General features: G+C 38.4%; 28 protein-coding genes and 1 other annotated feature. Of the genes, 17 read left to right on the top strand and 11 right to left on the bottom strand.

Annotated features, from left to right (window positions below):
* Positions 1–16: 16 nt before the first annotated feature.
* Entirely contained in the window at positions 17–1,255 is a 1,239-nt protein-coding gene (gene fabF, locus EV282_RS11245) for a beta-ketoacyl-ACP synthase II (protein ID WP_130295900.1), read from the top strand.
* Positions 1,256–1,392: 137 nt separating this feature from the next.
* On the top strand, positions 1,393–2,139 hold the full coding sequence (locus tag EV282_RS11240) for a YjbA family protein (protein ID WP_130295899.1): 747 nt from the start codon (positions 1,393–1,395) through the stop codon (positions 2,137–2,139).
* 270 nt (positions 2,140–2,409) lie between these two features.
* Here EV282_RS11240 and trpS read toward each other — a convergent pair whose 3' ends face one another.
* Positions 2,410–3,399 carry a tryptophan--tRNA ligase gene (gene trpS / locus EV282_RS11235; protein WP_130295898.1) on the bottom strand — a complete coding sequence of 330 codons (990 nt, stop codon included), beginning with the start codon at positions 3,397–3,399 and terminating at the stop codon, positions 2,410–2,412.
* 58 nt (positions 3,400–3,457) lie between these two features.
* Positions 3,458–3,704: a binding site (T-box leader), on the bottom strand.
* 27 nt (positions 3,705–3,731) lie between these two features.
* On the bottom strand, positions 3,732–4,103 hold the full coding sequence (locus tag EV282_RS11230; protein ID WP_130295897.1) for a DUF3899 domain-containing protein: 372 nt from the start codon (positions 4,101–4,103) through the stop codon (positions 3,732–3,734).
* Between the two features lie 429 nt (positions 4,104–4,532).
* Between EV282_RS11230 and EV282_RS11225 the strand changes: the two genes are divergently transcribed.
* From EV282_RS11225 to EV282_RS11200, 6 genes are all read left to right on the top strand, one after another.
* Positions 4,533–6,212: a peptide ABC transporter substrate-binding protein gene (locus EV282_RS11225; protein WP_130295896.1), complete on the top strand. Its 1,680-nt coding sequence runs from the start codon at positions 4,533–4,535 to the stop codon at positions 6,210–6,212.
* A 235-nt stretch (positions 6,213–6,447) separates the two neighbouring features.
* Positions 6,448–7,377 carry an oligopeptide ABC transporter permease gene (gene opp3b, locus EV282_RS11220; protein ID WP_130295895.1) on the top strand — a complete coding sequence of 310 codons (930 nt, stop codon included), beginning with the start codon at positions 6,448–6,450 and terminating at the stop codon, positions 7,375–7,377.
* Positions 7,377–8,399 (top strand): oligopeptide ABC transporter permease, encoded by a 1,023-nt coding sequence (gene opp3C / locus EV282_RS11215; RefSeq protein WP_130295894.1) that lies wholly within the window; start codon positions 7,377–7,379, stop codon positions 8,397–8,399. The genes opp3b and opp3C overlap by 1 nt, the downstream gene beginning before the upstream one ends.
* A 21-nt stretch (positions 8,400–8,420) precedes the next feature.
* Complete coding sequence (locus tag EV282_RS11210) at positions 8,421–9,440, top strand: ABC transporter ATP-binding protein (RefSeq protein ID WP_130295893.1); 1,020 nt, start codon at positions 8,421–8,423, stop codon at positions 9,438–9,440.
* Positions 9,440–10,438, top strand: coding sequence for an ABC transporter ATP-binding protein (locus EV282_RS11205; RefSeq protein ID WP_130295892.1), 999 nt, complete (start codon positions 9,440–9,442; stop codon positions 10,436–10,438). The genes EV282_RS11210 and EV282_RS11205 overlap by 1 nt, the downstream gene beginning before the upstream one ends.
* Positions 10,439–10,570: 132 nt before the next feature.
* Complete coding sequence (locus EV282_RS11200; protein WP_130295891.1) at positions 10,571–11,422, top strand: DegV family protein; 852 nt, start codon at positions 10,571–10,573, stop codon at positions 11,420–11,422.
* Positions 11,423–11,453: 31 nt separating this feature from the next.
* Here the strand turns inward: EV282_RS11200 and EV282_RS11195 are convergent, their stop codons facing one another.
* The 3 genes from EV282_RS11195 to EV282_RS11185 form a co-directional block, all read right to left on the bottom strand.
* Positions 11,454–11,993: an HD domain-containing protein gene (locus EV282_RS11195; protein WP_130295890.1), complete on the bottom strand. Its 540-nt coding sequence runs from the start codon at positions 11,991–11,993 to the stop codon at positions 11,454–11,456.
* A gap of 106 nt (positions 11,994–12,099) precedes the next feature.
* The gene (locus EV282_RS11190; protein WP_130295889.1) at positions 12,100–13,860 is read right to left on the bottom strand and encodes a UbiD family decarboxylase; all 1,761 of its coding nucleotides are present in this window, start codon (positions 13,858–13,860) and stop codon (positions 12,100–12,102) included.
* A 94-nt stretch (positions 13,861–13,954) separates the two neighbouring features.
* Positions 13,955–14,137, bottom strand: coding sequence for a hypothetical protein (locus EV282_RS11185; protein WP_130295888.1), 183 nt, complete (start codon positions 14,135–14,137; stop codon positions 13,955–13,957).
* 126 nt (positions 14,138–14,263) lie between these two features.
* Between EV282_RS11185 and EV282_RS11180 the strand changes: the two genes are divergently transcribed.
* From EV282_RS11180 to spxA, 3 genes are all read left to right on the top strand, one after another.
* Positions 14,264–14,878 carry a GNAT family N-acetyltransferase gene (locus EV282_RS11180; protein WP_130295887.1) on the top strand — a complete coding sequence of 205 codons (615 nt, stop codon included), beginning with the start codon at positions 14,264–14,266 and terminating at the stop codon, positions 14,876–14,878.
* Between the two features lie 38 nt (positions 14,879–14,916).
* Positions 14,917–15,051, top strand: coding sequence for a hypothetical protein (locus tag EV282_RS20580; RefSeq protein WP_264191081.1), 135 nt, complete (start codon positions 14,917–14,919; stop codon positions 15,049–15,051).
* Positions 15,052–15,438: 387 nt separating this feature from the next.
* Positions 15,439–15,837, top strand: coding sequence for a transcriptional regulator SpxA (gene spxA / locus EV282_RS11175; RefSeq protein ID WP_066288819.1), 399 nt, complete (start codon positions 15,439–15,441; stop codon positions 15,835–15,837).
* Between the two features lie 468 nt (positions 15,838–16,305).
* On the opposite strand, the gene EV282_RS11170 is transcribed toward spxA, so the two are convergent.
* On the bottom strand, positions 16,306–16,971 hold the full coding sequence (locus EV282_RS11170) for a TerC family protein (RefSeq protein ID WP_130295886.1): 666 nt from the start codon (positions 16,969–16,971) through the stop codon (positions 16,306–16,308).
* Between the two features lie 322 nt (positions 16,972–17,293).
* Here EV282_RS11170 and mecA point away from each other — a divergent pair, with 322 nt between their 5' ends.
* From mecA to pepF, 3 genes are all read left to right on the top strand, one after another.
* Positions 17,294–17,965: an adaptor protein MecA gene (gene mecA / locus EV282_RS11165; RefSeq protein WP_130295885.1), complete on the top strand. Its 672-nt coding sequence runs from the start codon at positions 17,294–17,296 to the stop codon at positions 17,963–17,965.
* Between the two features lie 165 nt (positions 17,966–18,130).
* On the top strand, positions 18,131–19,309 hold the full coding sequence (locus EV282_RS11160) for a competence protein CoiA (protein WP_242611917.1): 1,179 nt from the start codon (positions 18,131–18,133) through the stop codon (positions 19,307–19,309).
* Positions 19,310–19,385: 76 nt separating this feature from the next.
* Complete coding sequence (gene pepF / locus EV282_RS11155; protein WP_130295883.1) at positions 19,386–21,203, top strand: oligoendopeptidase F; 1,818 nt, start codon at positions 19,386–19,388, stop codon at positions 21,201–21,203.
* 78 nt (positions 21,204–21,281) lie between these two features.
* On the opposite strand, the gene EV282_RS20235 is transcribed toward pepF, so the two are convergent.
* The 5 genes from EV282_RS20235 to EV282_RS11135 form a co-directional block, all read right to left on the bottom strand.
* A complete protein-coding gene (locus EV282_RS20235) occupies positions 21,282–21,458 on the bottom strand; it encodes a hypothetical protein (protein ID WP_165389426.1) in 177 nt (58 codons plus the stop codon).
* Positions 21,459–21,552: 94 nt separating this feature from the next.
* Complete coding sequence (locus EV282_RS11150; protein ID WP_130295882.1) at positions 21,553–22,455, bottom strand: ClpXP adapter SpxH family protein; 903 nt, start codon at positions 22,453–22,455, stop codon at positions 21,553–21,555.
* Positions 22,439–22,855, bottom strand: coding sequence for a globin (locus tag EV282_RS11145; protein ID WP_130295881.1), 417 nt, complete (start codon positions 22,853–22,855; stop codon positions 22,439–22,441). The genes EV282_RS11150 and EV282_RS11145 overlap by 17 nt, the downstream gene beginning before the upstream one ends.
* A gap of 553 nt (positions 22,856–23,408) precedes the next feature.
* Positions 23,409–24,077, bottom strand: coding sequence for a lytic transglycosylase domain-containing protein (locus EV282_RS11140; protein WP_242611856.1), 669 nt, complete (start codon positions 24,075–24,077; stop codon positions 23,409–23,411).
* Between the two features lie 70 nt (positions 24,078–24,147).
* Positions 24,148–24,729 carry a CYTH domain-containing protein gene (locus tag EV282_RS11135; RefSeq protein WP_130295880.1) on the bottom strand — a complete coding sequence of 194 codons (582 nt, stop codon included), beginning with the start codon at positions 24,727–24,729 and terminating at the stop codon, positions 24,148–24,150.
* 123 nt (positions 24,730–24,852) lie between these two features.
* Between EV282_RS11135 and EV282_RS11130 the strand changes: the two genes are divergently transcribed.
* Genes EV282_RS11130 through EV282_RS11120 form a run of 3 tightly spaced genes read left to right on the top strand, consistent with a single transcriptional unit; the run spans position 24,853 to position 26,707 of the window.
* Positions 24,853–25,254: a hypothetical protein gene (locus EV282_RS11130; RefSeq protein WP_165389425.1), complete on the top strand. Its 402-nt coding sequence runs from the start codon at positions 24,853–24,855 to the stop codon at positions 25,252–25,254.
* Positions 25,251–25,898 (top strand): GTP pyrophosphokinase, encoded by a 648-nt coding sequence (locus tag EV282_RS11125; protein WP_278043769.1) that lies wholly within the window; start codon positions 25,251–25,253, stop codon positions 25,896–25,898. The genes EV282_RS11130 and EV282_RS11125 overlap by 4 nt, the downstream gene beginning before the upstream one ends.
* 14 nt (positions 25,899–25,912) lie before the next feature.
* Positions 25,913–26,707: an NAD kinase gene (locus EV282_RS11120; protein ID WP_130295878.1), complete on the top strand. Its 795-nt coding sequence runs from the start codon at positions 25,913–25,915 to the stop codon at positions 26,705–26,707.

Raw genomic sequence — 26,707 nt, 5'->3', positions numbered from 1 at the left:
GAGAGTAGGTTTTACAATGAAAAAAAGAGTCGTCGTAACTGGTTTGGGAGCCGTAACTCCTCTTGGTAATAGTGTAGAAGAAACGTGGAAGAAGATTGTAGAAGGACAAAGCGGGGTAGGACCGCTAACAAGAAGAAACGCTGAAAAGTTTCCGGTAAAAGTTGCTGCAGAAGCTACTGACTTTGATCCAACTGAGTTTATGGATAAACGTGATGCTCGCAGAATGGACCGTTTTACACAATTTGCAGTAGCTGCATCATTGATGGCTGTTAAAGATGCAAACCTGGATATCACTGCAGACATCGCACCTCGCGTTGGCGTTTGGATTGGTTCAGGTATTGGCGGAATGGATACACATGAAGAACAGTTCAGGATTTTTGAAGAAAAAGGTGTTAGACGTGTTAGTCCTTTCTTTGTTCCAATGATGATACCTGATATGGCTTCAGGCCAGGTTTCAATAGCGATTGGTGCTCAAGGAATGAACTCTTGTACAGTTACAGCATGTGCTTCAGGTGCAAACTCTATCGGGGATGCATTCAAAGTCATTCAGCGCGGAGATGCTGATGTTATGGTAACTGGTGGAACAGAAGCACCTATTACAGATATGGCATTAGCAGGATTCTGTCAGGCAGGTGCTCTATCAACAAATCCAGATCCGAACACAGCTAGTCGTCCTTTCGATAAGAACCGCAGTGGTTTTATTATCGGAGAAGGTGCTGGCATTCTTATTCTTGAAGAATATGAATTTGCTAAAAAGCGCGGAGCTAAAATTTATGCCGAAATCGTTGGGTATGGAGCAACAGGTGATGCTTATCACATCACTCAGCCTGCTCCTGGCGGTGAAGGCGGTGCACGTGCAATGAAGCAGGCTGTTGAGGACAGCGGTCTTGCTTTAGAGGATATTTCTTATATTAACGCACATGGCACAAGTACTGATTTTAACGATAAATTTGAAACAGCAGCGATTAAAGCCGTCTTTAATGAGCAAGCATATAAGATTCCTGTAAGTTCAACTAAATCAATGACTGGACATCTGCTGGGTGCTGCTGGCGGTATCGAAGCTATTTTCTCTGTAAAAGCGATTCAAGAGAATATTCTGCCACCAACAATCAACTATGAAACACCTGATGAAGAATGCGATCTTGATTATGTACCAAACAAAGCAAGACAAGCTGAAGTGAAAGCAGTACTAAGCAATTCACTAGGTTTTGGCGGACATAATGCGTCACTTGTATTTAAAAAAATAGAAGAATAATGAATAAGAACCCCGTTTTCTTTAAGGAAACGGGGTTCAATATTTCAATTTGTGAATTGCCTTATTTTAGAATAAAAAGTACAACCTCTGACTATACTGATTTTAAATACAAATCGGCAAAAAAGTGAGGGGTACAAATGTTATACTTACGTGATGTTTGGGTCAACTGGTTTGAAGGAGAAGAGAATGGCTATAACGTTTGTGAGTTTCATGAATGGAGAAAAGATGACTATATTGAACTATTGGATCAAGTACCCATTATTAAGATTGAATCAACACTTTTTCATTACATCGAAAATGATTTAAACGATCTTCCAGATGCCTTATTAGAAGAAGTGCATCAAAAAGCGTATGTCAGAAAAAACAACCAGCGCGTACAGCTTGAACATTGCTTTATCATAACGGATGAGAAAAAATCGTTGATTGTAGATACAATGGGTTATAGAATACCAATTCGAAAGAGCAGACTCATTCCAAGGCAAGAACAGCTTGTTTTTGAAATGGCAGATCAGACCGAAACAAAAGTTTACACATTCAGCGCAAAGCAGATGAGCAAAGAGTATCATATTTTGTCACCGAACCCTGACAGCATGAGAGGCCTGACGAGAAAGGAAAGACAGTTAAAACAACTGCTCTTTATGGCCCTTGATCAATTGCATTCGACAAAAAATGTAGCTGAAATGAGGTATTGGTGTACAGAGTGGATGCCTGAACAATATGGAAAAATTCAAAGAATGGACTTTGACGAAGCATGGGATGCGCTTTATTGCGAATTAAAGAGCGGCTGGTCGAAGCAGCATTTAGATATGTGCGAAAGACTTGTTAAAGGACAGCCATACTTTGAAAAGATTTGGGAACTTGAAAATGGTACACACGTAAACTAAAAAAACCAGCGGATGATTGCTTCCGCTGGTTTTTTGTATTCGTTTTAGTTTTATAGAAGAAGAACGTCTCATTAGTCTGCTTGCTTTTTGAAGAAAAAGCTTTGTTACGGTACGTGTTCTTATATATATTACACGTTCGCGCAAAATACATGTACTTTCACGCATAGTATTGCAAGTTTCACGCAAGATAGTATGAGTTCCACGCTAAATCACACTGTGGCCACACAAAAACGAAGCAGTTTCACGCACAAGATAAAGCTTCAAGTAAACCTACACTCGTTTTCTGGCCAATCCCATAGCTCTTTCAGCCTTATTTAACGTTTTGTTAGCAACACGGTTTGCTTTTTCTGCACCTCTATCAAGGATAGCATCCAATTCATCTGATTCTAGATATCCTTTATAGCGTTCTTGAATTGGCTTTAATGTATTGATAATTGCTTCAGCCACACCTTGTTTGAAATCTCCATAACCTTTTCCCTCATACTTTTCGACCAATGACTTAATACTTTCTCCAGTTAGTTGAGAATAAATAGTCAGCAAGTTTGAGATACCTGGCTTCTTTTCTTTATCATAAGTTACAACTCCATCAGAATCTGTAGTTGCTCGCTTAATTTTCTTTAAGATAACAGATTCATCATCCAGCATAGAGATAAAAGAATTCTGGTTCGGATCTGATTTGCTCATCTTTTTCTCAGGATCAACGAGCGACATGATTCTAGCGCCTTCAGAAGCAATGCGCGGTTCTGGAATAACGAAGACTTCTCGATACTTCTTATTAAAACGCTCGGCAATATCACGTGTCAGTTCAATATGCTGCTTCTGGTCATCGCCAACTGGAACGATACTTGTGTTATATAAAAGAATATCAGCTGCCATCAGTGGGGGATAGGTTAATAAGCCAGCAGAAACAGCTTCTTTCCCAGAAGACTTATCTTTAAATTGTGTCATGCGCTCTAATTCACCGATGTAGGAAACGCATTGCATCATCCATCCCATTTTCGTGTGTGCAGGAACTTCTGATTGAATAAAAATCGTTGAAATCTCTGGATCAATTCCTGCTGCTAAATAAAGAGCAGCTAAATTTCGGCTGTTTCTCTTTAGCTCAACAGGATCTTGTGCTACGGTGATCGCATGCTGGTTAACTACGCAAAAATAACAATCATGTTCATGCTGAAGCTCAACAAAATGCCTCATAGCTCCAATGTAGTTGCCGATGGTTAAATTACCGCTCGGCTGTATGCCTGAAAAGATTACAGACATGATTCATCTCTCCTTTTTCTAATAAAATCAATATAAAAAGGCCCACTCGTCGCCTTATGCAAGGGACGAATGGACCGCGGTGCCACCCTTATAATTCTCACTAAAATGAAAATCACTCGAATACGTACAGGAAATACCGATACGCTGTCCATTTATATCGTGCGGACATCTACACGTCTGAGCCTACTAAAGGTTCGGTCAGAATGCTCCAAAGCCCATTCCATCATGATCCACTACCTGTTTTCACCAGCCACAGGCTCTCTGAGAGCTTCTCATCATGTACTCTTCTTCATCATCACATTAGTCATTTATTTTTTAGTAGTATACACAAATTACAATATATATGCAACGGCAATTGAAAGAAATGTTAAAAATAATCCGCTGTACAAAAAAGATTTCATATAAGAAACATTGACTCTTTCTGATAGGTGAAAGTTGGTTTTAAAAGATATTTCATCGTATTCGTCTGGTGTCCTCGTTAAAGCCTTCGCTACTTTTTTAAAACTATAAGAAAAAAAGTCGAAAAACCCGCCTTTTACTACATATAGAGCAATCCCGATCAATGCAATTGAAAGTGCAAAGTAAAAAAGAGTATTTACGTATTTTTCAAGGGTAAATGGTCCAGAAGATAAAAGAGCAATGATCAAAGCTATGATGACAGGGAATGCAGAAATAACAAGAATTCTTCTTATGTGTACGTTCATTGATTAGGCCTCCAAGTAGTAAAAATTACACCATATACATTTAAAAATGTACCACGAAATCAAAAATATACCGTCAGACTTTACTCCCATTGTAACAAATGAAATATAAAATTGACGAATTATAATTCAAAACAAGGGATTGTCTATCTGCACAGGAAATCGAGAATGTAATATTCATGCTAGTTTACATATAATTTTGGTAAAATTTGTAGAATAATCAGAAAATACTCGCTCACACATTATAGGTCTTTATACCTATTTTTTGTTAAGGAAAAGTAAATATCATGGGCTTTTTGTAAAACTCTTAAAAAAAATAATTCCACAATTGTTTGAAAACTTGTATAATCGAACTTGTAGATGAAATGTCTGATAATTCTTGAGACTTTCGTCTGCTAACAAATTAACAGGATAAAAAGGGGAGGTCGACTCATGAAGAAGTCAAAATGGTCATTGCTTCTTACGCTAGTTCTTGTTCTTAGCATGTTCTTAGCTGCTTGTAGTGGCGGAGACAAGAAAGAAACTAGCGACAAGAAAGGCGGCGACGAAGGTACAAAAACTGATAAGCCAGCTGAGCCGCAAGTACTTAACATCCTTGATGGAGAAGAAATTCCTTCAATGGACTCTTCACAAGCAACAGACTCTGTTTCATTCGAAGTAATGAACAACGTTATGGAAGGTTTATACCGTCTTGATAAAGACAACAAACCAACTCCAGGTGTTGCTGAAAAGCACGATCTAAGTGAAGATGGAACAGTTTATACTTTCCACCTAAATCCAAACGCTAAATGGAGCGATGGATCTAAAGTAACTGCTAATGATTTCGTATATGCTTGGAGAAAAGCATTACACCCAGATACTCTTTCTGAGTATGCTTACATTATGGGACCTGTAAAGAACGCTAACGCGATCCAAACTGATGGTGACCCATTATTCGGTAAAGTAGAAGAGCTAGGTGTTAAAGCAGTTGATGAATCAACTCTTGAAGTAACTCTTGAAGCTCCAGCTCCTTATTTCTTAGGACTAACTGGATTCGCAACTTTCTATCCGCAAAAAGAAGAGTTTGTTAAGCAACAAGGCGATAAGTACGCTTTAGAAGCTAACACTCTATTATACAACGGTCCTTTCGTACTTAACGAGTGGAAACACAACGAAGGATGGCAGTACAAGAAAAACGATAACTACTGGGATAAAGACAGCGTTAAGTTAGACGAAATTAACGTTAAAATCGTTAAAGACGTTGCTACAAGCGTAAACCTTTATGAAACTGGTCAAACAGATATCACTGGTCTAAGCATGGAATATGTTGACCAATACAAAGATCACGAAGATCTTTACACTCGTGGAGAAGCTACAGTATTCTTCTTACGTTTAAACCAAAAATCAGAAGCTCTTAAGAACGCTAACATCCGTAAAGCGATCGACATGGCTTATGACAAGCAATCTATGGTAGATGTACTTCTTAACAACGGATCTACTCCTGCTTACTACCTAGTACCAGGTGAGTTCACTCCAGGTCCAGACGGAGAAGACTTCCGTAAAACAAATGGCAACTTCGGTGGCTATGATTTAGAAAAAGCTAAAGAACTTTGGGCTGCTGGCCTTAAGGAAATCGGTAAAGAATCTGTAGAGCTTGAGCTATTGAACTACGATTCTGATGGCGCTAAGAAGATGGGTGAGTTCTTCAAGAACCAACTTGAAAAGAACCTTCCTGGAATCAAAGTTTCTATTAAAGCACAACCGTTTAAGCAAAAGCTTGAACTTGAATCTAAAGGTGAGTATGACTTCTCATATGCTGGTTGGGGTCCTGACTACCAAGATCCAATGACGTTCCTAGATATGTTCGTAACTGATGGAGCTCATAACCAAATGGCTTACTCAAACCCTGAGTATGACAAGTTAATCGAGGGTGCTAAGAAAGAAACAGATCAAGAGAAGCGTTGGGAAATGATGCTTGAAGCTGAGAAAGTTCTTTTCGAAGATCAAGCGATCTCTCCACTATACCAACGTGGTGTAACTGGCCTTCAAAAGCCATACGTAAAAGACTTAGCTCATCACTTATTCGGAGCTGATGTTTCTTACAAGTGGGCTTACATCGAAGGAAAGCAATAAGCTTTATTGAAAAATAGTAAATAGTTTTTCTCAGGAGAGTACATGTGTTCCTGACATGTACTCTCTTTTTTGCCTTGTAAACATGAATGGAATATATTGTGTGACGAAGAAAGAAATCAGAAAATGTCGAAAAAAAAATATTTTCTATTGATATAAAATATTTTGTCCCTTAAGATAGATATTACAGAAAGATTTCAGAACATTAAGTTTGAAACATTTGGGGGAGGTGTTTGTAATGTTGCGTTATATAACGAAGCGAGTGTTTGCGATGTTTTTAACACTGCTGATCATTGCAACGATTACATTCTTTTTAATGAAATTATTACCTGGTTCTCCTTTTAACAACCAAGAGAAGTTAACTGAGTCCCAGCGCTATGCACTTAATGAAAAATACGGGTTAAATGACCCGGTGCCTGTTCAATACATCAATTATCTAGGGAAATTGGCACAGGGTGATTTAGGATACACGTTCCAGTTTGATGGACGTACCGTTAATTCTATGATTGCTAACGGTATGGGCCCATCTGCAACAGTTGGGTTTGAAGCACTGCTGTTTGGAACATTGGTTGGCTTGATATTAGGGATCGCAGCAGCTTTAAAGCATAACTCGTTTATTGATTACGGAGCTATGGTCATGGCTGTATTTGGAATTGCAATACCGTCCTTCGTATTTGCAGGACTTTTGCAGTACTACGTAGGGGTTAAGCTTGGATGGCTGCCAGTAGCGTTCTGGAATGGTCCTGAGTATCACATCATGCCAGCATTCTCTCTATCCGTAGGAGTAATTGCTACTGTGGCACGTTTTATGCGTACAGAAATGCTTGAGATTTTAGGTACAGATTATATTCTTATGGCTCGATCTAAAGGGATCAGTAAACAAGCAGTTATTATTAAACACTGTGTACGAAACAGTATGATTCCGATTATTACGATCCTTGGACCCATGGCTATCGGCCTAATAACAGGTTCACTTGTAATCGAAAACATTTTCGCAATACCTGGTATTGGTGAACAGTTCGTAAAGAGTATCAACCTAAATGACTATCCAGTTATCATGGGTACTACTTTATTCTATAGTTTCTTAATTATCGTAATTATCTTAGTTGTCGATATCCTTTATGGAATCATTGATCCTCGTATTCGTGTTGCAGGAGGTAAATCATAATGAGTATGTCAGAAAGAAAACTAACACCTGATTTATTTCGCCCTGCAAATTTAGGTACAGGTAAAGGCGAAGAAATTACAAAACCAAGTTTAAGTTTTTGGCAGGATGCTTTTAGACGATTAAAAAAGAATAGAGCTGCTATGCTTGGACTTTTTGCAATCGTGTTCATTATCGTCTTTTCACTAATTGCACCATCGTTAAGTAAGTACGGCATGGACGATCAAGAGTTGATGCGTGCAAACTTACCTCCTAAAATTCCAGGATTAGAGAAGATTGGCTTCTTGGGAGTAGATGGAGTAGATATTCGTGGTGTAGATCAGTATGAAATGAAGAATGTGCCAACAGAAGATAAATTCTGGTTTGGTACTGATCCGCTTGGACGTGACCAATGGGTTCGTGTTTGGAAGGGTACACAGATTTCTCTTTATATCGCATTTTTAGCAGCAACCATTGATTTGATCGTAGGTGTTGCTTACGGTGGAGTTTCTGCCTTCTACGGCGGAAGAGTAGATGACGCGATGCAGCGTGTAGTAGAAATATTAGTAGGTATTCCGAATCTAGTTGTAATAATCTTGTTTATAATCATACTTGATCCTGGAATACTTTCAATCACACTAGCTCTCGTTATAACCGGTTGGATAGGAATGTCGCGTATCGTACGAGCGCAGATCCTATCATTAAAGAATCGTGAATTTGTTTTAGCATCGAAAACACTTGGCTCAACAAACGGCCGTTTAATTACAAAACACTTATTGCCAAACACACTTGGCGCAATCATTGTTACAAGTACGTTTACAATTCCAGGAGCTATTTTCTTCGAAGCATTCCTAAGTTTTATCGGTCTTGGTATTCAACCGCCGACTGCTTCACTAGGAGCTTTGATTGCAGACGGATTTAGATCGTTGCGTATCTACCCTCACTTAGCAATCTATCCTGCATCAATCATGTGTATCCTGATGATCAGCTTTAACTTGCTAGGGGACGGATTGCGAGATGCATTAGATCCGAAAATGAGAAAATAGTACAGGAAGGAGATTTTATAAATGGAAAAACTTTTAGAATTAGATAACCTTCATGTCTCCTTCCAGACGTATGGGGGAGAAGTTAAAGCAGTTCGAGGTGTAAGCCTTTCATTAGATAAAGGGGAATCACTTGCAATCGTTGGTGAATCCGGATCTGGTAAGTCTGTTACTTCAAAGGCAGTAATGAGATTATTGCCGAATAAAATTGGTTCGATTAAAGAAGGTGCTATTCGCTTCCAAGGTAAAGACCTTGCTAAAGCATCTGAGCGTGAGATGGAAAAAATTCGCGGTGCTGAAATCTCAATGATCTTCCAAGACCCGATGACATCTTTAAATCCAACGATGACAATCGGGAAGCAGATCATGGAAGGACTACGTAAGCACCAGAACATGAGCAAGAGCGAAGCAAAAGAGCGTTCGATCAATCTACTAAAATTAGTAGGTATTCCAAACCCTGAACTTCGTGTAGATGAATATCCTCACCAATTTTCAGGCGGAATGCGTCAGCGTGTAGTTATCGCGATTGCACTTGCATGTAATCCAAAAGTATTGATCGCAGATGAACCGACAACAGCACTTGATGTAACAATTCAAGCGCAGATCTTAGACTTGATGCGTGACCTTCAAGACAAGACTGGAACGGCAATCATCCTTATCACGCATGATTTAGGAGTAGTAGCAAACCTTGCTCAGCGTGTAGCTGTCATGTACGGTGGAATGATCGTTGAAACAGGTACGGTTGATGAGATCTTCTATAAACCGAAGCATCCATACACATGGGGACTATTAGCTTCCATGCCAAAATTAAACGCAGATTCAAAAGAATTATTAGCAATTCCAGGAACACCGCCTGACTTAATGAATCCTCCGAAAGGATGTCCGTTTGCTGCGCGTTGTCCATATGCGATGGAAGTATGTTTAGATCATATGCCTGAAGCGACTAACGTTTCTTCATCGCACAAAGCTGCTTGCTGGTTGTTAGATGAGCGAGCGCCAAAAGTTGAACCGCCTGAAGCGGCAGTAGTTGGAGGTGCTCGATAATGGCAGTTGTAGAGAGAGAAAAGTTACTTGAAGTTAAAAATCTTAAGAAGTATTTCCCAGCTGGAAAAAAGGGCGTTTTACAAGCAGTAGATGATGTATCTTTTGATATTTATAAAGGTGAAACACTTGGCCTTGTAGGAGAGTCTGGATGTGGTAAATCTACTACTGGACGTACTATTATCCGACTTTATGATGCAACTGATGGGGAAGTAATGTATGAAGGCGAAGACGTTCATGGAAGAAAATCCCGTTCAGAATTAAAGAAGTTCAATAGAAAGATGCAAATGATCTTCCAAGATCCATACGCATCGTTAAATCCTAGAATGACAGTTAAAGATATTATTGCTGAAGGTATCGATATCCACGGGTTGGCGAAAACAAAGAAGGATCGCGACAATCGTGTGTATGAACTTCTTGAAACAGTAGGATTGAACAAAGAACACGCTAACCGTTATCCGCATGAATTCTCAGGCGGTCAACGTCAGCGTATCGGAATCGCTCGTGCACTTGCAGTAGATCCAGACTTCATCATTGCCGATGAGCCTATCTCAGCACTTGACGTTTCCATTCAGGCACAGGTTGTAAATCTAATGATGGAACTACAAAAAGAACGCGGACTTACTTATCTATTCATTGCCCATGATCTATCTATGGTTAAACATATTTCTGATCGTGTAGGTGTAATGTATTTAGGTAATATCGTAGAACTTACAACAAGTGATGAGCTTTATGAAGAACCTCTTCATCCATATACACAAGCTCTTTTATCAGCGATTCCTGTTCCGGACCCTGAATTAGAAAGAAGCCGTGAACGAATCATCCTTGAAGGTGATGTTCCGAGCCCGATCAATCCTCCAAGCGGATGCCGTTTCCGTACACGCTGTCCACATGCTATGGATGTATGTGCAGCTGTTAAACCGAAATGGCAGGAAGCAAGAGAAGGACACTGGGTAGCTTGTCATCTATATGATGAAGAAGCTGTTAAACAAAATAATTAACACATTTAAAACGGTCTCCGTCATTTCAGGAGATCGTTTTTTATGTTAAACTAAATTGAGTGTGTAAAGCGTATACAAAATGATCATTACACATCCCTACTATTGATTGAGAAGCAGAAAAGGGGTAGATTCATGAAATTAAGTTTTATTGTTGATAGCGCTAGTGATTTAAAAATAGATGCTGAAATAACGGATATTCCATTAACGATCGTCCCTCTAAATGTACAGTTTGGAGAAGATCACTATTTGGATGGAGTCAATATAACAGAAGATGAGTTCTATAAAAGAATGTCTAGTGAACCGGAGCTGCCTAAAACTAGCCAGCCATCACCCCAATCATTCTTTGAGGCATTTCAAAAAGAATTGAACAAAGGAAATGCGGTCTTATATATTGGTATATCCTCTAATTTAAGCGGTACTGTTCAAAGCGCAACTATAGGCAAAAGTATGCTTACGGAAGAGGAACAGGAAAGAGTCACGATTATCGATTCTGGCATTGCTTCTGGCGGTGTACAGATCTTACTGAACGAAGCGATTGAAATGTCACAAAAGCAAGCTTCCTTAAATGAAATAGTTAGCCAGATTGAAAAAACCAAAGCGGGAATCAAAGCCTATGTATTGCTTGAAACTCTTGAGAACCTAAAAAAAGGCGGAAGAATTTCAGCTGTTCAAGGTGCTATTGCGGGCATGCTGAACATTAAACCAATGATCTCTATTATAGATGGGCTCGTTGAAACAATAGGAAAGTTCCGAGGCAGTAAAAAAGGGTTAACGAAAATGAAAGAGATCATTTTTGAGTGGAAATCGGAAAACCCTGAGAAAACACTTTATCTAATCCATAGCTTTTCTTCAACAGAAGAAGTAAAAAAAGAATTCGATGAACTGTTTGCACTAGATAGCTTCCCAAAAGTTATCTATACTAGGTTTGGAAGTACAATTGGAACGTATTCAAGTGAAAGAGCTATAGGTTTTGTAGCTTATTAATAGTAAAATGACAAAAACACTCTTTTCCTTCTTAGGAAACAGAGTGTTTTACTTTTTCTTCTTCATTATACTCATCTACCATTTCATCTAATTTTTTGATCATGGTTAATGCTTTTATGTCGCTGACTGTACGATAATGATGTGATCCACCTGGTTCTTCGTCTGCTTCATCAGCTAGAGCCACAACTTTCTGCAACGGATTTAAGTTTAATGAACCTGCCGGCAGATAAGAATCTGTGTGAAGTAAAATAGCCAAAGCAATCTCTTTTGCTTTTTTGCGGTCTTCTCCCAATGAGACTAAAATACGGTGTGCACGTTCGGCTCCTTTAATGGCATGAATATCATTTTCCTTATACATGTCATAGTCCCAGTGACCATTCTTGTACCATTTATAATGTCCGATATCATGAAGAAAAGCTGCCTTAGTTGCCATATCAGGGTCTACACCATGTTTTACTGCTAAACGATAAGCATGATAAGCGGTTGAAATGGCATGTACCATACCTGATCGTTTTACATATTTTTGTACGTGTGGGTGTTTATAGAGGTCCGTTAAAGTGATTTTTTTCATAAGCTAATTCTCCTTTCCCCAAAAATGTATATTGTTAAATACTTTACCACCCTTTGGACAATATATCAACTTCTAAAAAGCAAAAAGAAGCGTGAAAACGCTTCTTTTACTTAGGAAAATATTCATTCCATCTTTCAGTAACTTTTTGATCAATATCAGGACGAGTTTCAACAACATCCGGATAGAAGGGCTTCATTCTTGCATCAATGATAATCGTTCCTTCATACTTAATTCGGTTTCGGTCGATCTTACTCTTAGCATAGACATCATATGCCGGATCAAAACGTGTAAAGGTTGTCCATAAAAATTCTGCTTGAGTAGCTGCGATTGAAGCATCATCCACCAAAAAGACCAGCGGCCAATCCTTAAAGGAGTCTTGGCTGTTAGACAGCAGGTGTTCAGCAAAATCCGGAGCTTCATCAAAAGATGGTCCACTCACAGTTAACAAGCCGCCGCAGAAAACACCAATATCATTGATTCCTGATATCGTTCCGCCGTCATACGTTCTCTTTAATTCACGAACGGGTTCTCCAAGACCAGTCATGATGGCTTTTGAGCCTGTATTAAACTTTCGTCCTGTATAATCCAATGTATCCATGGAAGTATCATGAATAATTAGCAAATCTCGTTCAGGAAGGAATCTTTCCAGAACCCCTTCAGCTAATTCCGCGAAATTTTGAAGATTAACAGGTTTGTTCGTTACCATCAAAAACTTGGTTAACGTAAGCTGGCCCTCTCCCATAATTCGGAACGCATGTGCTAAGCCTTCTTTATAATAAGATTCACGAACGACTGCACCAGCTAATGCATGGAATCCAGTTTCTGCATACGTCCATAAATCACGGACGCCATTCATGACGACAGGGAATAAGGGACTCATCAACCGCTGCAGATATTCTCCGATATAATAGTCTTCTTGCTTTGGTTTTCCAACTACTGTAGCAGGATAGATCGCATCTTTTCGTTTCCACATCTTATCTACGTTGAAGACAGGAAAGTCATGCGCCCATGAGTAATATCCATAATGGTCTCCAAATGGCCCCTCAGGTTCACGAACATGAGGAGGAACCAGCCCGCCAAATGCAAATTCTGCTTCAGCGATTAACGGATGAGGATGACCATCAACATGAGCAAGACTTAGTTTTTCTCCCATCAACATAGATGAAAACATGAGTTCAGGCACTGCTTCTGGAAGAGGAGCGATCGCACTGATCATTAAAGAAGGTGGGCCTCCTAAGAATAACGTAACAGGCAATGCTTGATTTTTTTGTTCGGCTTCATAATGATGGAAACCGCCGCCTTTATGTATTTGCCAGTGAATTCCCGTCTTATTTCCTTCTTTGATTTCAATCCGGTACATTCCAAGGTTGTGTTCGTGTTTATCGGGATGTTCAGTATAGACGAGCGGCAAAGTAACAAAAGGGTTACTGTCAAGATGCCAACCAGTTAAAGCCGGAAGCTCCTTCATATTGACATTCGTCGTAAACGTTTCGAGAATAGGTGATTTATTCTTGCCGACTTTTTTTGTTCCTAAAGATAGAACGTCCTTGATCATACCTTTTTTCTTCCATAGAACAGAAGGGGAAGGAGGCATGAGTTCATCGATAGATGAGACAAGATCTTTAACTAATTGTTCAGGTTTGGGTCCAAAAGCCATATCTACTCGATTGATTGTTCCAAACAAATTTGTCACGACAGGTATGTTTTTACCCTTAACATTTGTAAAAAGCAAAGCTGGACCTTCTTCTGCAATGACACGTCTGTGAATTTCAGGGATCTCTAAATAGGGATCGACTTCTGCATGTATCTCAATAATTTCTTTTTCTTCTCTTAATTGACTAATAAAAGTTCTAAGGTTTCTATGCATTTGTACACCTCTATTATGTATGTTACCCTTGTATTATAAAGCAGTTCGGGTTAAAAATGTGAAAAAACAACCCGAAAGTCTGGGTTGTTTCCATTTAATTTCTTCTTTTTACTGGATTCCAGTTTTGCTGGAAAGACTTCGATTTATCCACAAAATGTGAAACTTTCTTACCACCGAACAATTTTACCGCGATGACTTGGGAAATCGTTCCCATCAATGCTGTAATACCAACCACACATAAAGCTAACAACGTTAAATCGGTAAAGAATGATAGCAAAGAGGATGCCTCCTTTTTTTACAACTCGTTCACCACGTATTTCTTTCTCTATTGTATCCCATGATAACAAAGGAAGAAAGAGGGAAAACTATATAATATAAAACTTAAGGAGCTGATGGGGAAACGATGAATTGGTATGAGAAGTTAAATCAATATTTTCCGATTGAAGAAATGAAATCAAAAGAACATATGGAACTTTTGCTGGATGAGAAGAGTGATATCTATCATAAAGATGAAGGTAAACATCACGTACTAATGTACGTTGAACTTCCAGACTTTGTTTTTATTGATTACTTATTTGTTTCTAAAGATGCTAGAGGTCAAGGACTCGGTCATAAGCTTATTGAGAAGTTGAAGGCAAAAGGCAAACCGATCATATTAGAAGTAGAGCCGGTTGACTATGAAGATACAGACACTGAGAAACGACTGCGCTTTTATACACGTGAAGGATTTGAACATGCCTCAAGTATCGGGTACAGAAGACGGTCATTAGCAACGAATGAAGTGAATGAAATGGAGATTTTATTCTGGTCACCTACAGAAGAATCTGAAGAAACTATTTATGAAAACATGAAAAAGACGTATAATGAAATACACACGTACAAAGATAATGAATTGTACGGAAAGTCTTATCAGCCAGCGAGTGAAGTGCTCACCTTGGATACAGAACCAGCGACTCCAAAGCCAGAAATGGTAAAAGATGAGTCTTCCGATACGCCAAGGGAAACCGCTTCCGAATAATGATTACTATTTTCCTTGTTAAAGGAGGAGCAGGCGTTATGAAACAAAAAGATAAGAAGAAAAAAACAAAGCGCGAATTATGGAAAGAGATGCTTAAGAAAAACCTAAAGAATCTTAAACCGAGTATTCCGCGTAAAGGTCCTGCATCACAAGTAAAGAAAACAATAGCTTAGGGCTGTCCCAAAAGTAAGTTATACTTACTTTTGGCAGCCCTAAATTTTTTTAAAACAAAAATAAAAAAATTGTCCAACACAACTATATTATCTTTTAAAAGTAGGCAGACTTCTTGGTTTTATATAATTTTAGTCAGCCTCTTTATTTTTTCATGTTTTGTGAAACTTATCTTCGGGTAATACGTCTATATATATGTAGAAAAATTATCGGAGAAGTTGTGTAAGACAAACTGTATATGTATTACATTTGTATGACAATTTCGTAAAAATGTACAAAAGTCTGTATAACCTCTACCGAAAATGTAAAATGTGTAGTATACTATGAATGATGATTTAATAACTTTTTTAAAGTACCTAAATCAGAGAGAGGGGAAGGAGAGTTCCAATATGGTCACACTATTTACTTCGCCGAGCTGTACATCATGCCGAAAAGCTAAAGCATGGTTAAAAGAAAATGAAATTCCTTATCAAGAAAGAAACATTTTTTCGGAACCTTTATCAATAGAAGAAGTTAAGCAAATCTTGAGAATGACAGAGGACGGTACTGACGAAATTATTTCTACTCGTTCAAAAACGTTCCAGGAACTTAACATTAATCTTGAATCCATGCCTTTACAAGATCTATATCAATTGATTGCAGATCACCCTGGATTATTGAGAAGACCCATTATCCTGGATGAAAAGCGTCTGCAAGTCGGCTATAACGAAGACGAAATTCGCCGTTTCTTGCCAAGAAGAGTTCGTACTTTTCAGCTTATGGAAGCACAGCGTCTTGTAAATGAATAAAAGAAAAACTTCCGCGTCCAAAAGTGCGGAAGTTTTTTATGTTTGATTACTAACTAATCATTATATGAATGTTGTTATTGTTTTTTTTATTTATCTTCATTGGAAGGTTGATTGGAGCGCAAGGTGTGAGACTCCTCGAAAATGGAAAATCACATTTTCTTCGTGCGATGTAAAGCTACCGAGGCCTTCCTTGTCCTACGGGACGAGCGTGCCAACTACATGAAAATTCTTCTCGCAAGGCATGCGACGAGGAATCTGAATTCGTTGAGAATAGCTTTTAGACGCAGGAGCACATGTGCTTCATCGAGACTCCTAATGGCGCAAAGCGGCAGGAGGCTCACCGCACTCCCCGTGGAAAGCGAACAACCTGGATTGGAAATCAACTACTATCAAAAGCATCAATGTATACGAAAACAACCAATCCATAAAAAGAATCCTGCCAGCATGTGTCGGCAGGATTCTTTTCCTTTACTTTGCTTTTCTCTTAATGGAATTCGTCAATATTCCTGCAAATAAGACACCGATGATCAAGAATACATATAATCCATATTCAAGCATAGTATTATCTGCGAAAACCGAATGAAGCATTTTTTCTTCGATGATCATACCTGCTGCAGTAAAAGCGAGTACGCCCGAACCAATATAAATTAAAACAGGAAATCGTTCCATGAAGTGCAATATTATTTTACTTCCCCATATAATGATTGGTACAGATACTAATAAGCCAATCACCACAAGAATAATGTTTCCGTGAGCAGCCCCTGCTATCGCTAGAACATTATCAAGACCCATAGCAATATCTGCGAATACGATGGTTTTAACCGCATCAGATAAATTTTTCCCTGCTTTTACATCTAGCTCTTCGTCTTCTTCAAGAATAAGCTTGTACGCTATGATTAAAAGCAAAATACCCCCTGCAAGGTATAAGAATGGAATATTTAATAAATAAACAGCTACAATGGTTAATACTACACGAACTACTATAGCTAGTCCGGTTCCTAAGAAAATGGCTTTATTCCTTTGTTTCTCAGGTAAATTTCGGCTGGCTAGTGCAATAACAATAGCGTTATCACCGCCGAGCAGGATATCAATCGCGATAATTTGCAAAAGGGATATCAGAAAATCTGTTTCCAAAAGTAAAACCCCCGTATGTAATGAAATTTCAAGTGAGTTATGGTACAATATGTTAACCTTAAAGACCATTGAATTATAGTCCAGCTTGACCATCTGCGTCAAGCAGCAGCCGTTTTTTTATAATAGATCTAGGCGCAAAAAAGGGCAGTAAATACGGGCCTTTTTTATTTCCAGATTAGCTGTTTTGTCATAGAATAAGGTACAAGAGGTTTAATTGTGATTGATGTATTTTCAGTTGGGGAATAAAAGGTAATAAGATTGCTTTTTTCTAGGGGTATTTATCCCTTCACGAACAAACCGGAGAGAAGGGAGAGAAGCAGAAATGGAAATTGAAAGAGTGAATGAGTTCACCATTAAATTTTTCATAACTTACAGAGATATTGAAGATCGCGGATTTGACCGTGAAGAAATATGGGCTGACCGTGAAAGAGGAGAAGAACTATTCTGGGAGATGATGGACGAAGCACACCAGCAAGAACAGTTTCCATTAGAAGGTCCTCTTTGGATTCAAGTGCAGGCTCTGGATAAAGGTCTTGAAATTATTGTTACACGTGCACAAATGTCTAAGGACGGTAAAAAGATTGAACTTCCAATAGGTGACGATAAGTTAGACTTGCCTGTTGATCAAAATATTGAAAAATTGCTGGATCAGCAATTTCAAACGGAAGAAGAAGAGTTCGATGAACTCGAAGAATCTGAAGATGATTATTTATCTTTCTTAATTTCTTTTGGAGATTTTGAAGATGTTATTCTTCTCAGTCATACCATTGATTCTTCCTCATTTGAGAATTCGCTGTTTCACTTTGAAGGCAAGTACTATCTGTTTGTGACATTTAACCCAGATGCACCTGACAGAGAACAGGACGATCTACTAGCTCAGCTTCTGGAATACGGTAATGACTCAGATTTATCAGTATACCGTATTCAGGAATATGGCAAAACCATCGTTTCTGAGGCTGCTCTGGAACATGTACAAAAATATTTTAAATTATAAGATTTAACCGATTTCAGGAACATTTGAAATCGGTTTTTATTTTTTTGCTTAAAGGCGTATTCTCAATTACCTTTATTAAAAAGAGTAATAGTAAGAGAAGCTTCAAATGCTTTTAATGCTTTCTTTCCACATTATTAGTGTAGATGGAGGGGAGTGGTGACAGGAATGCTGGTTGCTCTATATGAAAATCAATTTGTTGATATGACTGGAGACACTTCAAAAGAACAGTGGTACTCAAAAATGAAAACAGGATTGCTAATATGTCCCGTTTGTAAGAAGAAAGTGATTCCAAAGTGCGGTTCAAAAAATGTTTGGCATTTCGCGCATCAGTCGCAAGATACTTGTGCCGGTTTACATGAAGCGGAAACGAACTATCACTTGATCGGAAAAAAGAGTCTTTTTCATTGGCTTATGAAAAAAGAGAAAAACCTGTACTTGGAACATTATCTTCGCGATATAGCCCAAAGGCCGGATATTTATTTGAGTGAGGGTGAACAAGCCATTGAATATCAATGTGCCACTTTGAATGTCGATATGTTTATTAGCAGGATTAATGGCTATCAATCAATCGGGATTGAATCGGACTGGATTTTTGGCATGAAAAGAATTAATAAGAAAAGAGAGAATTTATATTCACTGCAGATGACGGACCTTACTGCTGCCAAAAGAGACAAAACAGGTAAACTTTCATTAAATTATTTTTGTCCATTACAGCAGCAGTTTCTTCTCCTAAGAAATATTCTTCCGATCTCTCAAAGAAAAGTATTAGCTGATGGATATACGTTTTCCGCAAAAAACCTGGATTTGAACATGATGTTTGGTACATTAGAAAATAAAAATTATGAGTATCGAAACCTATTATGGAACAATCAAAAAAAGACATGGAGGATGACCGCTTATAAAAATGTTTCTCCTTCTATTATGTATGTAAAAAAAGTTATGTATTTTAATCACAGGTCTATAACCTTATTTTCGCCCCTAGCAGGAATGCCTTCTTATAATTATTATTTCTTTGAAACTTCACCTTTTATTTGGCAATCGTATCTATTATTCTTTATTGAAAAATTATCTTCTACCTTTACTCTGAATCAGATTGAAAATGAATGTAAAAGATTAATGGGAAAACGGATCTTCCTAGAAAGGAAACTTCCTTATATAAACGGGAGTTATCAATGTGCTATAAAAGGATATTTAAACTTTCTGGAATCTGAACAAATTATTGAGCAAATGAATGACAATCATTATAGAAAGAGAAGACCTGTACCTTATCCCAGAACGCTTGATGAGGCTTTTGGACAAGACAAAATTTTCAGTAAAAAAGCCGTAATTTTTGACTTTGTATAAGCATTTTCTGGTAATATGTAGATATACATAAGGAGAATGTTTTACATTTTCTTTAATTTCATATGGAGGTGTTTGTATGTCTCAAACAAAAACGAAATCATTGCCTAAACGTAATGAAGTGGCCGTTGAAGATACGTGGGATTTAGAAGCAATTTACGCTTCGAATGACGTTTGGGAAAAAGAATTTGAGGAAACGAAGCAGATGCTTCCTGAACTTAAATCCTTTCAAGGAAGATTAGGTGAATCAGCCGAAACACTTTATACTTATCTGCAAAAACAAGATGAAGTAACGAAAAAGCTTGGTAAGCTTTATACATATGCTCATATGAGATATGACCAGGACACTACTGATTCCTTCTACCAAGGATTAAACGATCGTGCTTCCAACCTTGCCACACAAGTAAGCAGCACAGTTTCTTTTGCAGTTCCTGAAATTTTATCTCTATCTGAAGAAGCACTTACTCAGTTCCTTCAAAGTTATGAGCCTCTTGCGCTCTACAAACATGCATTAGACGAGATCAACCGTCAGCGTCCTCATGTGCTTTCTAAGGAAGAAGAAGCACTTTTAGCAGATGTCAGAGAAGTAGCTAATACTTCAAGCAATACTTTTGGTATGCTGAATAACGCTGATTTGAAGTTTCCTGTTATCAAAGACGAGAATGGGGAAGAGATTGAAGTTACGCATGGCCGCTACATCCGTTTTCTTGAAAGCTCTGACCGCCGAGTAAGAGAAGATGCATTTAAAGCGGTTTACGGAACGTATGATTCCTACAAGAACACATTTGCAAGCACACTTGCGGGAACGGTAAAACGCGATAATTTCTTTGCGAAAACTCGTCATTTTGAGTCAGCTCGCCAAGCAGCTCTAAATAACAATAATATCCCTGAAGCGGTATATGATAACCTAGTAAAAACGGTTAATGATAATCTTCACCTGCTTCACCGTTATGTACGCCTTCGTAAGAAAGCTCTAGGTCTTGATGAGCTCCATATGTACGATCTGTACACGCCGCTAGTTAAAGATGCAAAGATGGAAGTTAGCTTTAAGGAAGCACAGCAGCTAGTATTGGACAGCTTGGATCCTATGGGTGAAGAGTACAAAACAATCGTTAAAGAAGGTTATGAAAAGCGCTGGATTGATGTTCATGAGAATGCTGGAAAGCGAAGTGGAGCATATTCTTCAGGTGCTTATGGTACGATGCCGTACATCTTGATGAACTGGCAAGACAATGTGAATAACTTGTTCACTCTTACGCATGAGATCGGTCACTCTGTGCATAGCTACTATACACGTGAAAATCAGCCATATCCTTATGCTGATTACTCGATCTTTGTTGCAGAAGTGGCATCGACATGTAATGAAGCCCTTCTAAACCATTACATGCTGCAAAAAACGACGGATAAGAAAGAAAAGCTATATCTTCTAAATCACCACTTAGAAGGATTTAGAGGTACTGTTTTCCGTCAGACGATGTTTGCTGAGTTCGAACAGGAAATCCATGTTCGTGCGGCAAAAGGTGAGCCTTTAACTCCAGAACTATTAACAAAGATCTATTATGATCTGAACGTTAAATATTTCGGTGAAGATCTTGCGATTGATAAAGAAATTGGATTAGAATGGGCAAGAATTCCTCATTTCTATTACAACTTCTATGTATATCAATATGCTACAGGATTCTCTGCAGCTGCTTCTTTATCCAAACAGATCTTAGATGAAGGAAAACCTGCAGTAGATCGTTATCTGGAATTCTTGAAAGCAGGAAGCTCAGATTATCCGATCGAAGTATTGAAAAAAGCTGGTGTTGATATGACAACTCCAGAACCAATCGAGGATGCTCTTAAAGTATTTGAATCTATTTTAGACGAGATGGAAGAGCTGTTATTTGAGAAGTAAAATGAAGGCTCTCCTGAAACAACATTTTTAGACAGATAATAAAATCCTGTCCGATATATCGGACAGGATTTTCTAATGCTATAAAATTCTTTTAAGTTTTGAACGGTAATTGTAGCACAGCATCGTTATCAATATGGCGACAAACAGACCAGGAACCGCAACAATCTTGGGGGCCATATTTAATAGGGAGAGTACAAAATAATAGAAACTCCCAGCTAACGAAATCAGACTGACAATGATCAGTAGTAAAAACATTCAATCTCCCTCCTTGGTACATGTTTATTCTGTATTGAAGGAGGATATGCAAGCACGTCCTAAAAGAAAACTGAACAAAAAAACCCGCTGATGATCAGCGGGTTTGAATATATCTCCAGAACGTTCCGTATTTTACGGGGACACGTTCAACTTTTTGCTGTAAAACAAGTCTTTTTAATTGTTTTTCAGCTTCTTCACAGCTGATTTGGTAAACAACAGAGACTTCTTTTGTAGCGACAAACGCGTATTTAGCAAGAAATTCTTCTAAGGCAGGAAGCGGTGCAGGCTCAATCGTCACACCAGACATTTCCCTTAAGATTTCAACATAAACATCATAAGAATAACAGCCGGAAATTTTAATTCCGTCATCATCTGTTTTATCATTGAAAACAATGAGAGTAGGGATTTGAGTTACATCCATTTCTTGTGAAAACTTCAAATCGCAACGCAGCGCCTTTATAGCAGCTTCTGAAGATAAATCATTTAAGAATTCTTCTTCATCAAGACCGACAGAACGGGCAATCTCCAATAAAACTTCTTCGTTGCCAATGTTTTGTTTGTTTAAGAAAAGGTTTTCCCTTAGTTTTCTAAGAAACTTGATCCCTTGCTGTTTGCCTTGTAGTTCGGCTGCCTTAATAGCTAATGTAGCTTTATGCGGTGATGAGATCGGGTTCTCCAGCCATACGTCACCATCACAGCTCATTCCTGATAATGATGCTGTTTTTTCCCATTTCTCAGCAATCTGTTCAGCAGTTTTTAATCCTTTTCTTTTCGGTATATAGGTATTTAAAGACTCAAGACTGCCACTTACAAAATGGCGAAGTCTGAAGTAGTGTCCATATTCTACTTGCAGTTTTTTAAGAACAGGTTCCAATGACCAGCATTCTGGACAAAGCGGATCGATGACAGAATAGATTTCCAATGGCTTTTGACATGCTTGACTTTTATTGTTCTCTTGATCGTCATAAAAGGAATTGGAATTATACAGTGTCAGCATTCTCGCCCCTTTCTGTATCTTCGTTTGTATTTACCATATGATAAGCAGTCATTTTTAGGCGGCTTATTAAAAACTCTTGAAGTTCTGGTTGCAATTTTTCAATAGTCATCGCACGCTCCATACAGTTTATCCAAGCTTTTGCATGAGTGTTAGTTATCGGGAACGGCATGTGACGAGCTCTAAGCATAGGATGTCCGAATTCCTCTGTATATAACGGCGGTCCGCCAAAGAACTGACTTAAAAAACGGGTCTGTTTATAAGCAGTTTCGGTTAAATCATCTGGAAACAGAGGTGACAGCATAGGATCTTTACTTACCAAACTATAAAAAGTGGTTACAAGCTTTTCGATTCCTTGCTTTTCTCCTAAAAGATAATATGGTGATTTCGTTTCATCAAACATGGTGCAAAAGCTCCTTGCGTTAATTTGTAAGTTTATTGTAGCAAGGTTCATGAATTGTAAGCAAACAATATGAACATTAACAAAGATATCTCATCAGTTACCATGTTTATTATTGTTCTTTCTTTTGCAGTTAAGACATGACTATTTGTTAAAAAAATGCTGTTCTCGTAACTGTTTTACAGCCTAACTGGCAAAATCCCTTAAGTGCTATACGCTGAGGAGACTCTTCGCACGACGCGTGGAAAGCAAGCATCCTGAGTGAACATCAACTCATTTCAATTTTGATTGAGTACGAAAGTTCTTTTGTAAAAGATTGTTGCTTTTGCTTCATTTCTTTCATTCGCTTCATTGTAAAGTTGATTGGAGCGCAAGGTGCGAGACTCCTACGGGACGAGCGGTCAGGTGGAGACTCCTAATGGCGCAAAGCGGCAGGAGGCTCACCGCACGCCCCGTGGAAAGCGAGCAACCTGGAGCGGAAATCAACCACTTTCAAGACCAACAAAGTTTACGAAAAAGCCTTAAACTTAAAAGAAAAACCCTCCTTAATGGAGGGTTAAGCAAACGTCTTGTATGTATTCATTACCTTTTTTACATAAGCAATGGTTTCTTTAAAAGGTGGGATGCCATTATATTTATCTACATTTCCCGGCCCTGCGTTGTAAGCAGCAAGTGCGAGCTGTTCGCTGCCGTTATATTTGTCTAGCATCATCTTTAAATACTTTGTTCCGGCTTCAACGTTTTGAACAGGATCAAAGGAGTTGGTGACTCCAAGGCTTTTAGCGGTAGCAGGCATCAACTGCATGAGCCCTTGTGCACCTGCATGGCTTTGGGCTGTACTTTTGAAATTTGACTCGTGCTTAATAACAGAACGGATTAGATTTGGGTTAACACCATATTTCTCTGCTGTGCGTTCAATCAAATCATCAAGACTTTTTGAAGGTATGTTCATCTTACCCAAGCCTTGTAAAACAGGGTCCACTGTCAATCTATTCGATAAATCAGGAGTAAAAGACATTTGCACAGAAAGGGGACTGCTCATCGCCTCAAACTGATTCATATCCAACGTTGAATTTGAGCTTACACCCGCTTTTGAATAAGCTTCATTAAGCAAAGCGGCAAACGGGCTTGATCCTGAACCGCTGTTAGTAGAAGAAACAGAATTTATATTGAGTTGCTGTAAAGCTTGGATTTCCATAAGTGCTTTAAAAGATTGGATATTCAAGAGGTTTCCTCCTAATAGGAATACTGATAAGAAACTCATAGATTCTATATATTTTTTAATTTCACAAATGTTATTTTAATGATGCCTTTTCTGCAAAGAAACGATGAATCTTGCTTTTTGTTTCACGTTCAGGGATGTTTTTTGATTTTAAGAGCTTCAGAAAAATTTGCTGTCCCTTCTTATAATCGGCAGATTCGTATTCTAATTCATAGTCGATTTTACCTAAATAATGATTTTCATCTAGAACGAGTAGACCTTCTTGGTAAGGAAGTTCGACCCTATTCGTAGTTAATTCTCCTAAAAATTTGATTTCATCATTATCAATTTTTAGTTTACGGAGGACCTCTGTCACTTCACCATGAGGTAACGGTATTCCATTGAGCATGTTGGGAAATATATCTTTATCAATGGTCTGATGGGTTTCAAGTATGTGTTCTTCAAACTGCTGTTTTAAAGTTAGAGTGTAAGTATCCTTTTTAAAACGGATCCTTAGTGCGCTTTTATGATTCTTTAATTGAAAATCTTCTGTATCAAAATAATAGTTTGTCTGCTCAATAAAATCAGATTTTCGGACCTCAAATGCATCTATGAGCTGTAAAAATTCTTCATATGTTAATAAGTTTTTAAACTCGATCTCTATTTCTTGTGACACCGCGCGATTCCTCCTGTTGCAAAATTAAGTTAAACACATTATCTCATAGCAAAACCCGCTTCTCAATTTCTTAATAAATTCTATTTTGTGTTACACTATTAGTGAAGAAACAGGAGGTTTTTTATGATGATGCCACTACGAATGAATGTGCAGTCAACTGCATGGGAACAAAACAAACTATATTTAAATGTATCTGATGAAATGAGCCAGAAGCTTTCCGAATGGAAAGACAGCGAGAGAATGCTCGTAGACTCTGATGGATTAGCATTTATTTATGTACTCGAGAACAATGAAGGGTTTATCCATATCTCATTAGGCAGCAGCCATTGGGTCGATGTAAAAAAAGCATTGTTGGAAAAAGCTGCTGTAGTCGTTCAAAATGAAAAAGGAGAAGAGCTTGAATTAACTGCTTTCTCTAGCGAAATGGAATATTTGACTGAGAATATTCAAGGTAACGCAAACTATGGTCAGCAAATGGAAGAAGAAGTGATTAAGATTTTTGGTACTGAGGAAAAAGCACAATGAGTATGGACTGGGAAGCTCTATTAATTCCGTATAAGCAAGCTGTTGACGAGCTTAAAATCAAGTTTCGCGGGATCCGCGAACAATTTGAAAGATCAAATCAGCATTGTCCTATTGAATTTGTAACAGGAAGAGTAAAGCCCGTTAAATCAATTGTTAACAAAGCGTACCAAAAGAATATTCCAGATAACAGTTTGGAGCAGGAGATACAGGATCTAGCTGGTTTAAGAATCATGTGTCAATTCACTGACGATATTACGACCGTAATCAATCTGCTCAGACAGCGAAACGATTTTAAGATTGTTGAAGAGAGAGATTATATTACACATAAAAAGCCAAGCGGCTACAGATCTTACCATCTTGTTATTGAGTATCCTGTACAAGTTTTGGACGGTGAGAAAAAGATATTAGTAGAAGTTCAAGTAAGAACACTTGCGATGAATTTCTGGGCAACGATCGAACACTCGATGAACTATAAGTATCATGGACAGATCCCGGAAGACATCCGCCAGCGTCTGCAAAGAGCGGCAGAAGCGGCAAACCGTCTCGATGAGGAGATGTCTCAGATCAAAGGTGAGATTCAAGATGCACAGCTAGTGTTCCTGGAACGCAACGATAAATCCAGTGAAACCAATCTAGGATCATAAAGGATGGAGAGAGAATGAAGTTTGCCATCATTTCAAAAGGTGATAACAAATCGAATATCTTAACGGAAAAAATTCGTTCGTATTTAGAAGAATTCGAATTAGTTTATGAAGAAAAGGAACCTGAAATCGTGATTACAGTCGGCGGTGACGGGACATTACTTCATGCTTTTCATCATTATGTACATCGTATTGATAAGACAGCGTTTGTCGGTGTTCATACTGGTCATCTTGGATTCTTTGCTGACTGGCTGCCTGAAGAGGTGGAGAAGCTCGTTATACATATCGCAAAAACACCTTTTCAGATCGTGGAATATCCTCTATTGGAAGTGACCGTTCGGTACATTGATGGGATTGACGAGAAAAGGTATTTAGCCGTTAATGAATGTACTGTCAAAAGTGTGGAAGGTTCACTCGTTGTGGATGTTGAGATCAAAGGTGAAAAGTTCGAGACCTTCCGAGGTGACGGCTTATGTATCTCTACACCTTCTGGTAGTACGGCTTACAATAAAGCACTTGGGGGTGCGATTATCCATCCTTCTCTTGCGTCAATCCAGCTATCAGAGATGGCATCGATCAACAATCGTGTGTTTCGTACAATAGGTTCGCCGCTTGTTCTGCCTCAGCACCATACATGTATCTTAAAGCCTGTAAACGATGTTGATTTTCATATTACGATCGACCACTTATTTTTAGTGCAGAAAAAAGTAAAGTCGATTCAATATCGAGTTGCTGAAGAAAAAATAAGGTTTGCTCGATTCCGTCCGTTTCCGTTCTGGAAGAGGGTCAAAGAATCGTTTGTCAGTGAATAA

The sequence above is a fragment of the Fictibacillus sp. BK138 genome, from assembly GCF_004216955.1.
GTDB lineage: Bacteria > Bacillota > Bacilli > Bacillales > Fictibacillaceae > Fictibacillus.
The sequence above is the reverse complement of the archived record's forward strand: the minus strand, read 5'-3'. Positions and strand labels throughout refer to the sequence as shown.

What these genes read in the sequence shown, in the direction of transcription:
- EV282_RS11225 (WP_130295896.1), top strand. Translation starts at nt 4,533, where the DNA reads ATGAAGAAGTCAAAATGGTCATTGCTTCTTACGCTAGTTCTTGTTCTT.
- EV282_RS11125 (WP_278043769.1), top strand. Translation starts at nt 25,251, where the DNA reads ATGAGTATGGACTGGGAAGCTCTATTAATTCCGTATAAGCAAGCTGTT.
- EV282_RS11150 (WP_130295882.1), bottom strand. Translation starts at nt 22,455, where the DNA reads ATGCTGACACTGTATAATTCCAATTCCTTTTATGACGATCAAGAGAAC.
- fabF (WP_130295900.1), top strand. Translation starts at nt 17, where the DNA reads ATGAAAAAAAGAGTCGTCGTAACTGGTTTGGGAGCCGTAACTCCTCTT.
- EV282_RS11130 (WP_165389425.1), top strand. Translation starts at nt 24,853, where the DNA reads ATGATGATGCCACTACGAATGAATGTGCAGTCAACTGCATGGGAACAA.
- EV282_RS11200 (WP_130295891.1), top strand. Translation starts at nt 10,571, where the DNA reads ATGAAATTAAGTTTTATTGTTGATAGCGCTAGTGATTTAAAAATAGAT.
- EV282_RS11145 (WP_130295881.1), bottom strand. Translation starts at nt 22,855, where the DNA reads ATGTTTGATGAAACGAAATCACCATATTATCTTTTAGGAGAAAAGCAA.
- EV282_RS11205 (WP_130295892.1), top strand. Translation starts at nt 9,440, where the DNA reads ATGGCAGTTGTAGAGAGAGAAAAGTTACTTGAAGTTAAAAATCTTAAG.
- EV282_RS11180 (WP_130295887.1), top strand. Translation starts at nt 14,264, where the DNA reads ATGAATTGGTATGAGAAGTTAAATCAATATTTTCCGATTGAAGAAATG.
- opp3C (WP_130295894.1), top strand. Translation starts at nt 7,377, where the DNA reads ATGAGTATGTCAGAAAGAAAACTAACACCTGATTTATTTCGCCCTGCA.
- EV282_RS11160 (WP_242611917.1), top strand. Translation starts at nt 18,131, where the DNA reads ATGCTGGTTGCTCTATATGAAAATCAATTTGTTGATATGACTGGAGAC.
- EV282_RS11230 (WP_130295897.1), bottom strand. Translation starts at nt 4,103, where the DNA reads ATGAACGTACACATAAGAAGAATTCTTGTTATTTCTGCATTCCCTGTC.
- EV282_RS11195 (WP_130295890.1), bottom strand. Translation starts at nt 11,993, where the DNA reads ATGAAAAAAATCACTTTAACGGACCTCTATAAACACCCACACGTACAA.
- EV282_RS11210 (WP_130295893.1), top strand. Translation starts at nt 8,421, where the DNA reads ATGGAAAAACTTTTAGAATTAGATAACCTTCATGTCTCCTTCCAGACG.
- opp3b (WP_130295895.1), top strand. Translation starts at nt 6,448, where the DNA reads ATGTTGCGTTATATAACGAAGCGAGTGTTTGCGATGTTTTTAACACTG.
- mecA (WP_130295885.1), top strand. Translation starts at nt 17,294, where the DNA reads ATGGAAATTGAAAGAGTGAATGAGTTCACCATTAAATTTTTCATAACT.
- trpS (WP_130295898.1), bottom strand. Translation starts at nt 3,399, where the DNA reads ATGTCTGTAATCTTTTCAGGCATACAGCCGAGCGGTAATTTAACCATC.
- EV282_RS11240 (WP_130295899.1), top strand. Translation starts at nt 1,393, where the DNA reads ATGTTATACTTACGTGATGTTTGGGTCAACTGGTTTGAAGGAGAAGAG.
- EV282_RS11120 (WP_130295878.1), top strand. Translation starts at nt 25,913, where the DNA reads ATGAAGTTTGCCATCATTTCAAAAGGTGATAACAAATCGAATATCTTA.
- EV282_RS11190 (WP_130295889.1), bottom strand. Translation starts at nt 13,860, where the DNA reads ATGCATAGAAACCTTAGAACTTTTATTAGTCAATTAAGAGAAGAAAAA.
- pepF (WP_130295883.1), top strand. Translation starts at nt 19,386, where the DNA reads ATGTCTCAAACAAAAACGAAATCATTGCCTAAACGTAATGAAGTGGCC.
- spxA (WP_066288819.1), top strand. Translation starts at nt 15,439, where the DNA reads ATGGTCACACTATTTACTTCGCCGAGCTGTACATCATGCCGAAAAGCT.
- EV282_RS20235 (WP_165389426.1), bottom strand. Translation starts at nt 21,458, where the DNA reads ATGTTTTTACTACTGATCATTGTCAGTCTGATTTCGTTAGCTGGGAGT.
- EV282_RS20580 (WP_264191081.1), top strand. Translation starts at nt 14,917, where the DNA reads ATGAAACAAAAAGATAAGAAGAAAAAAACAAAGCGCGAATTATGGAAA.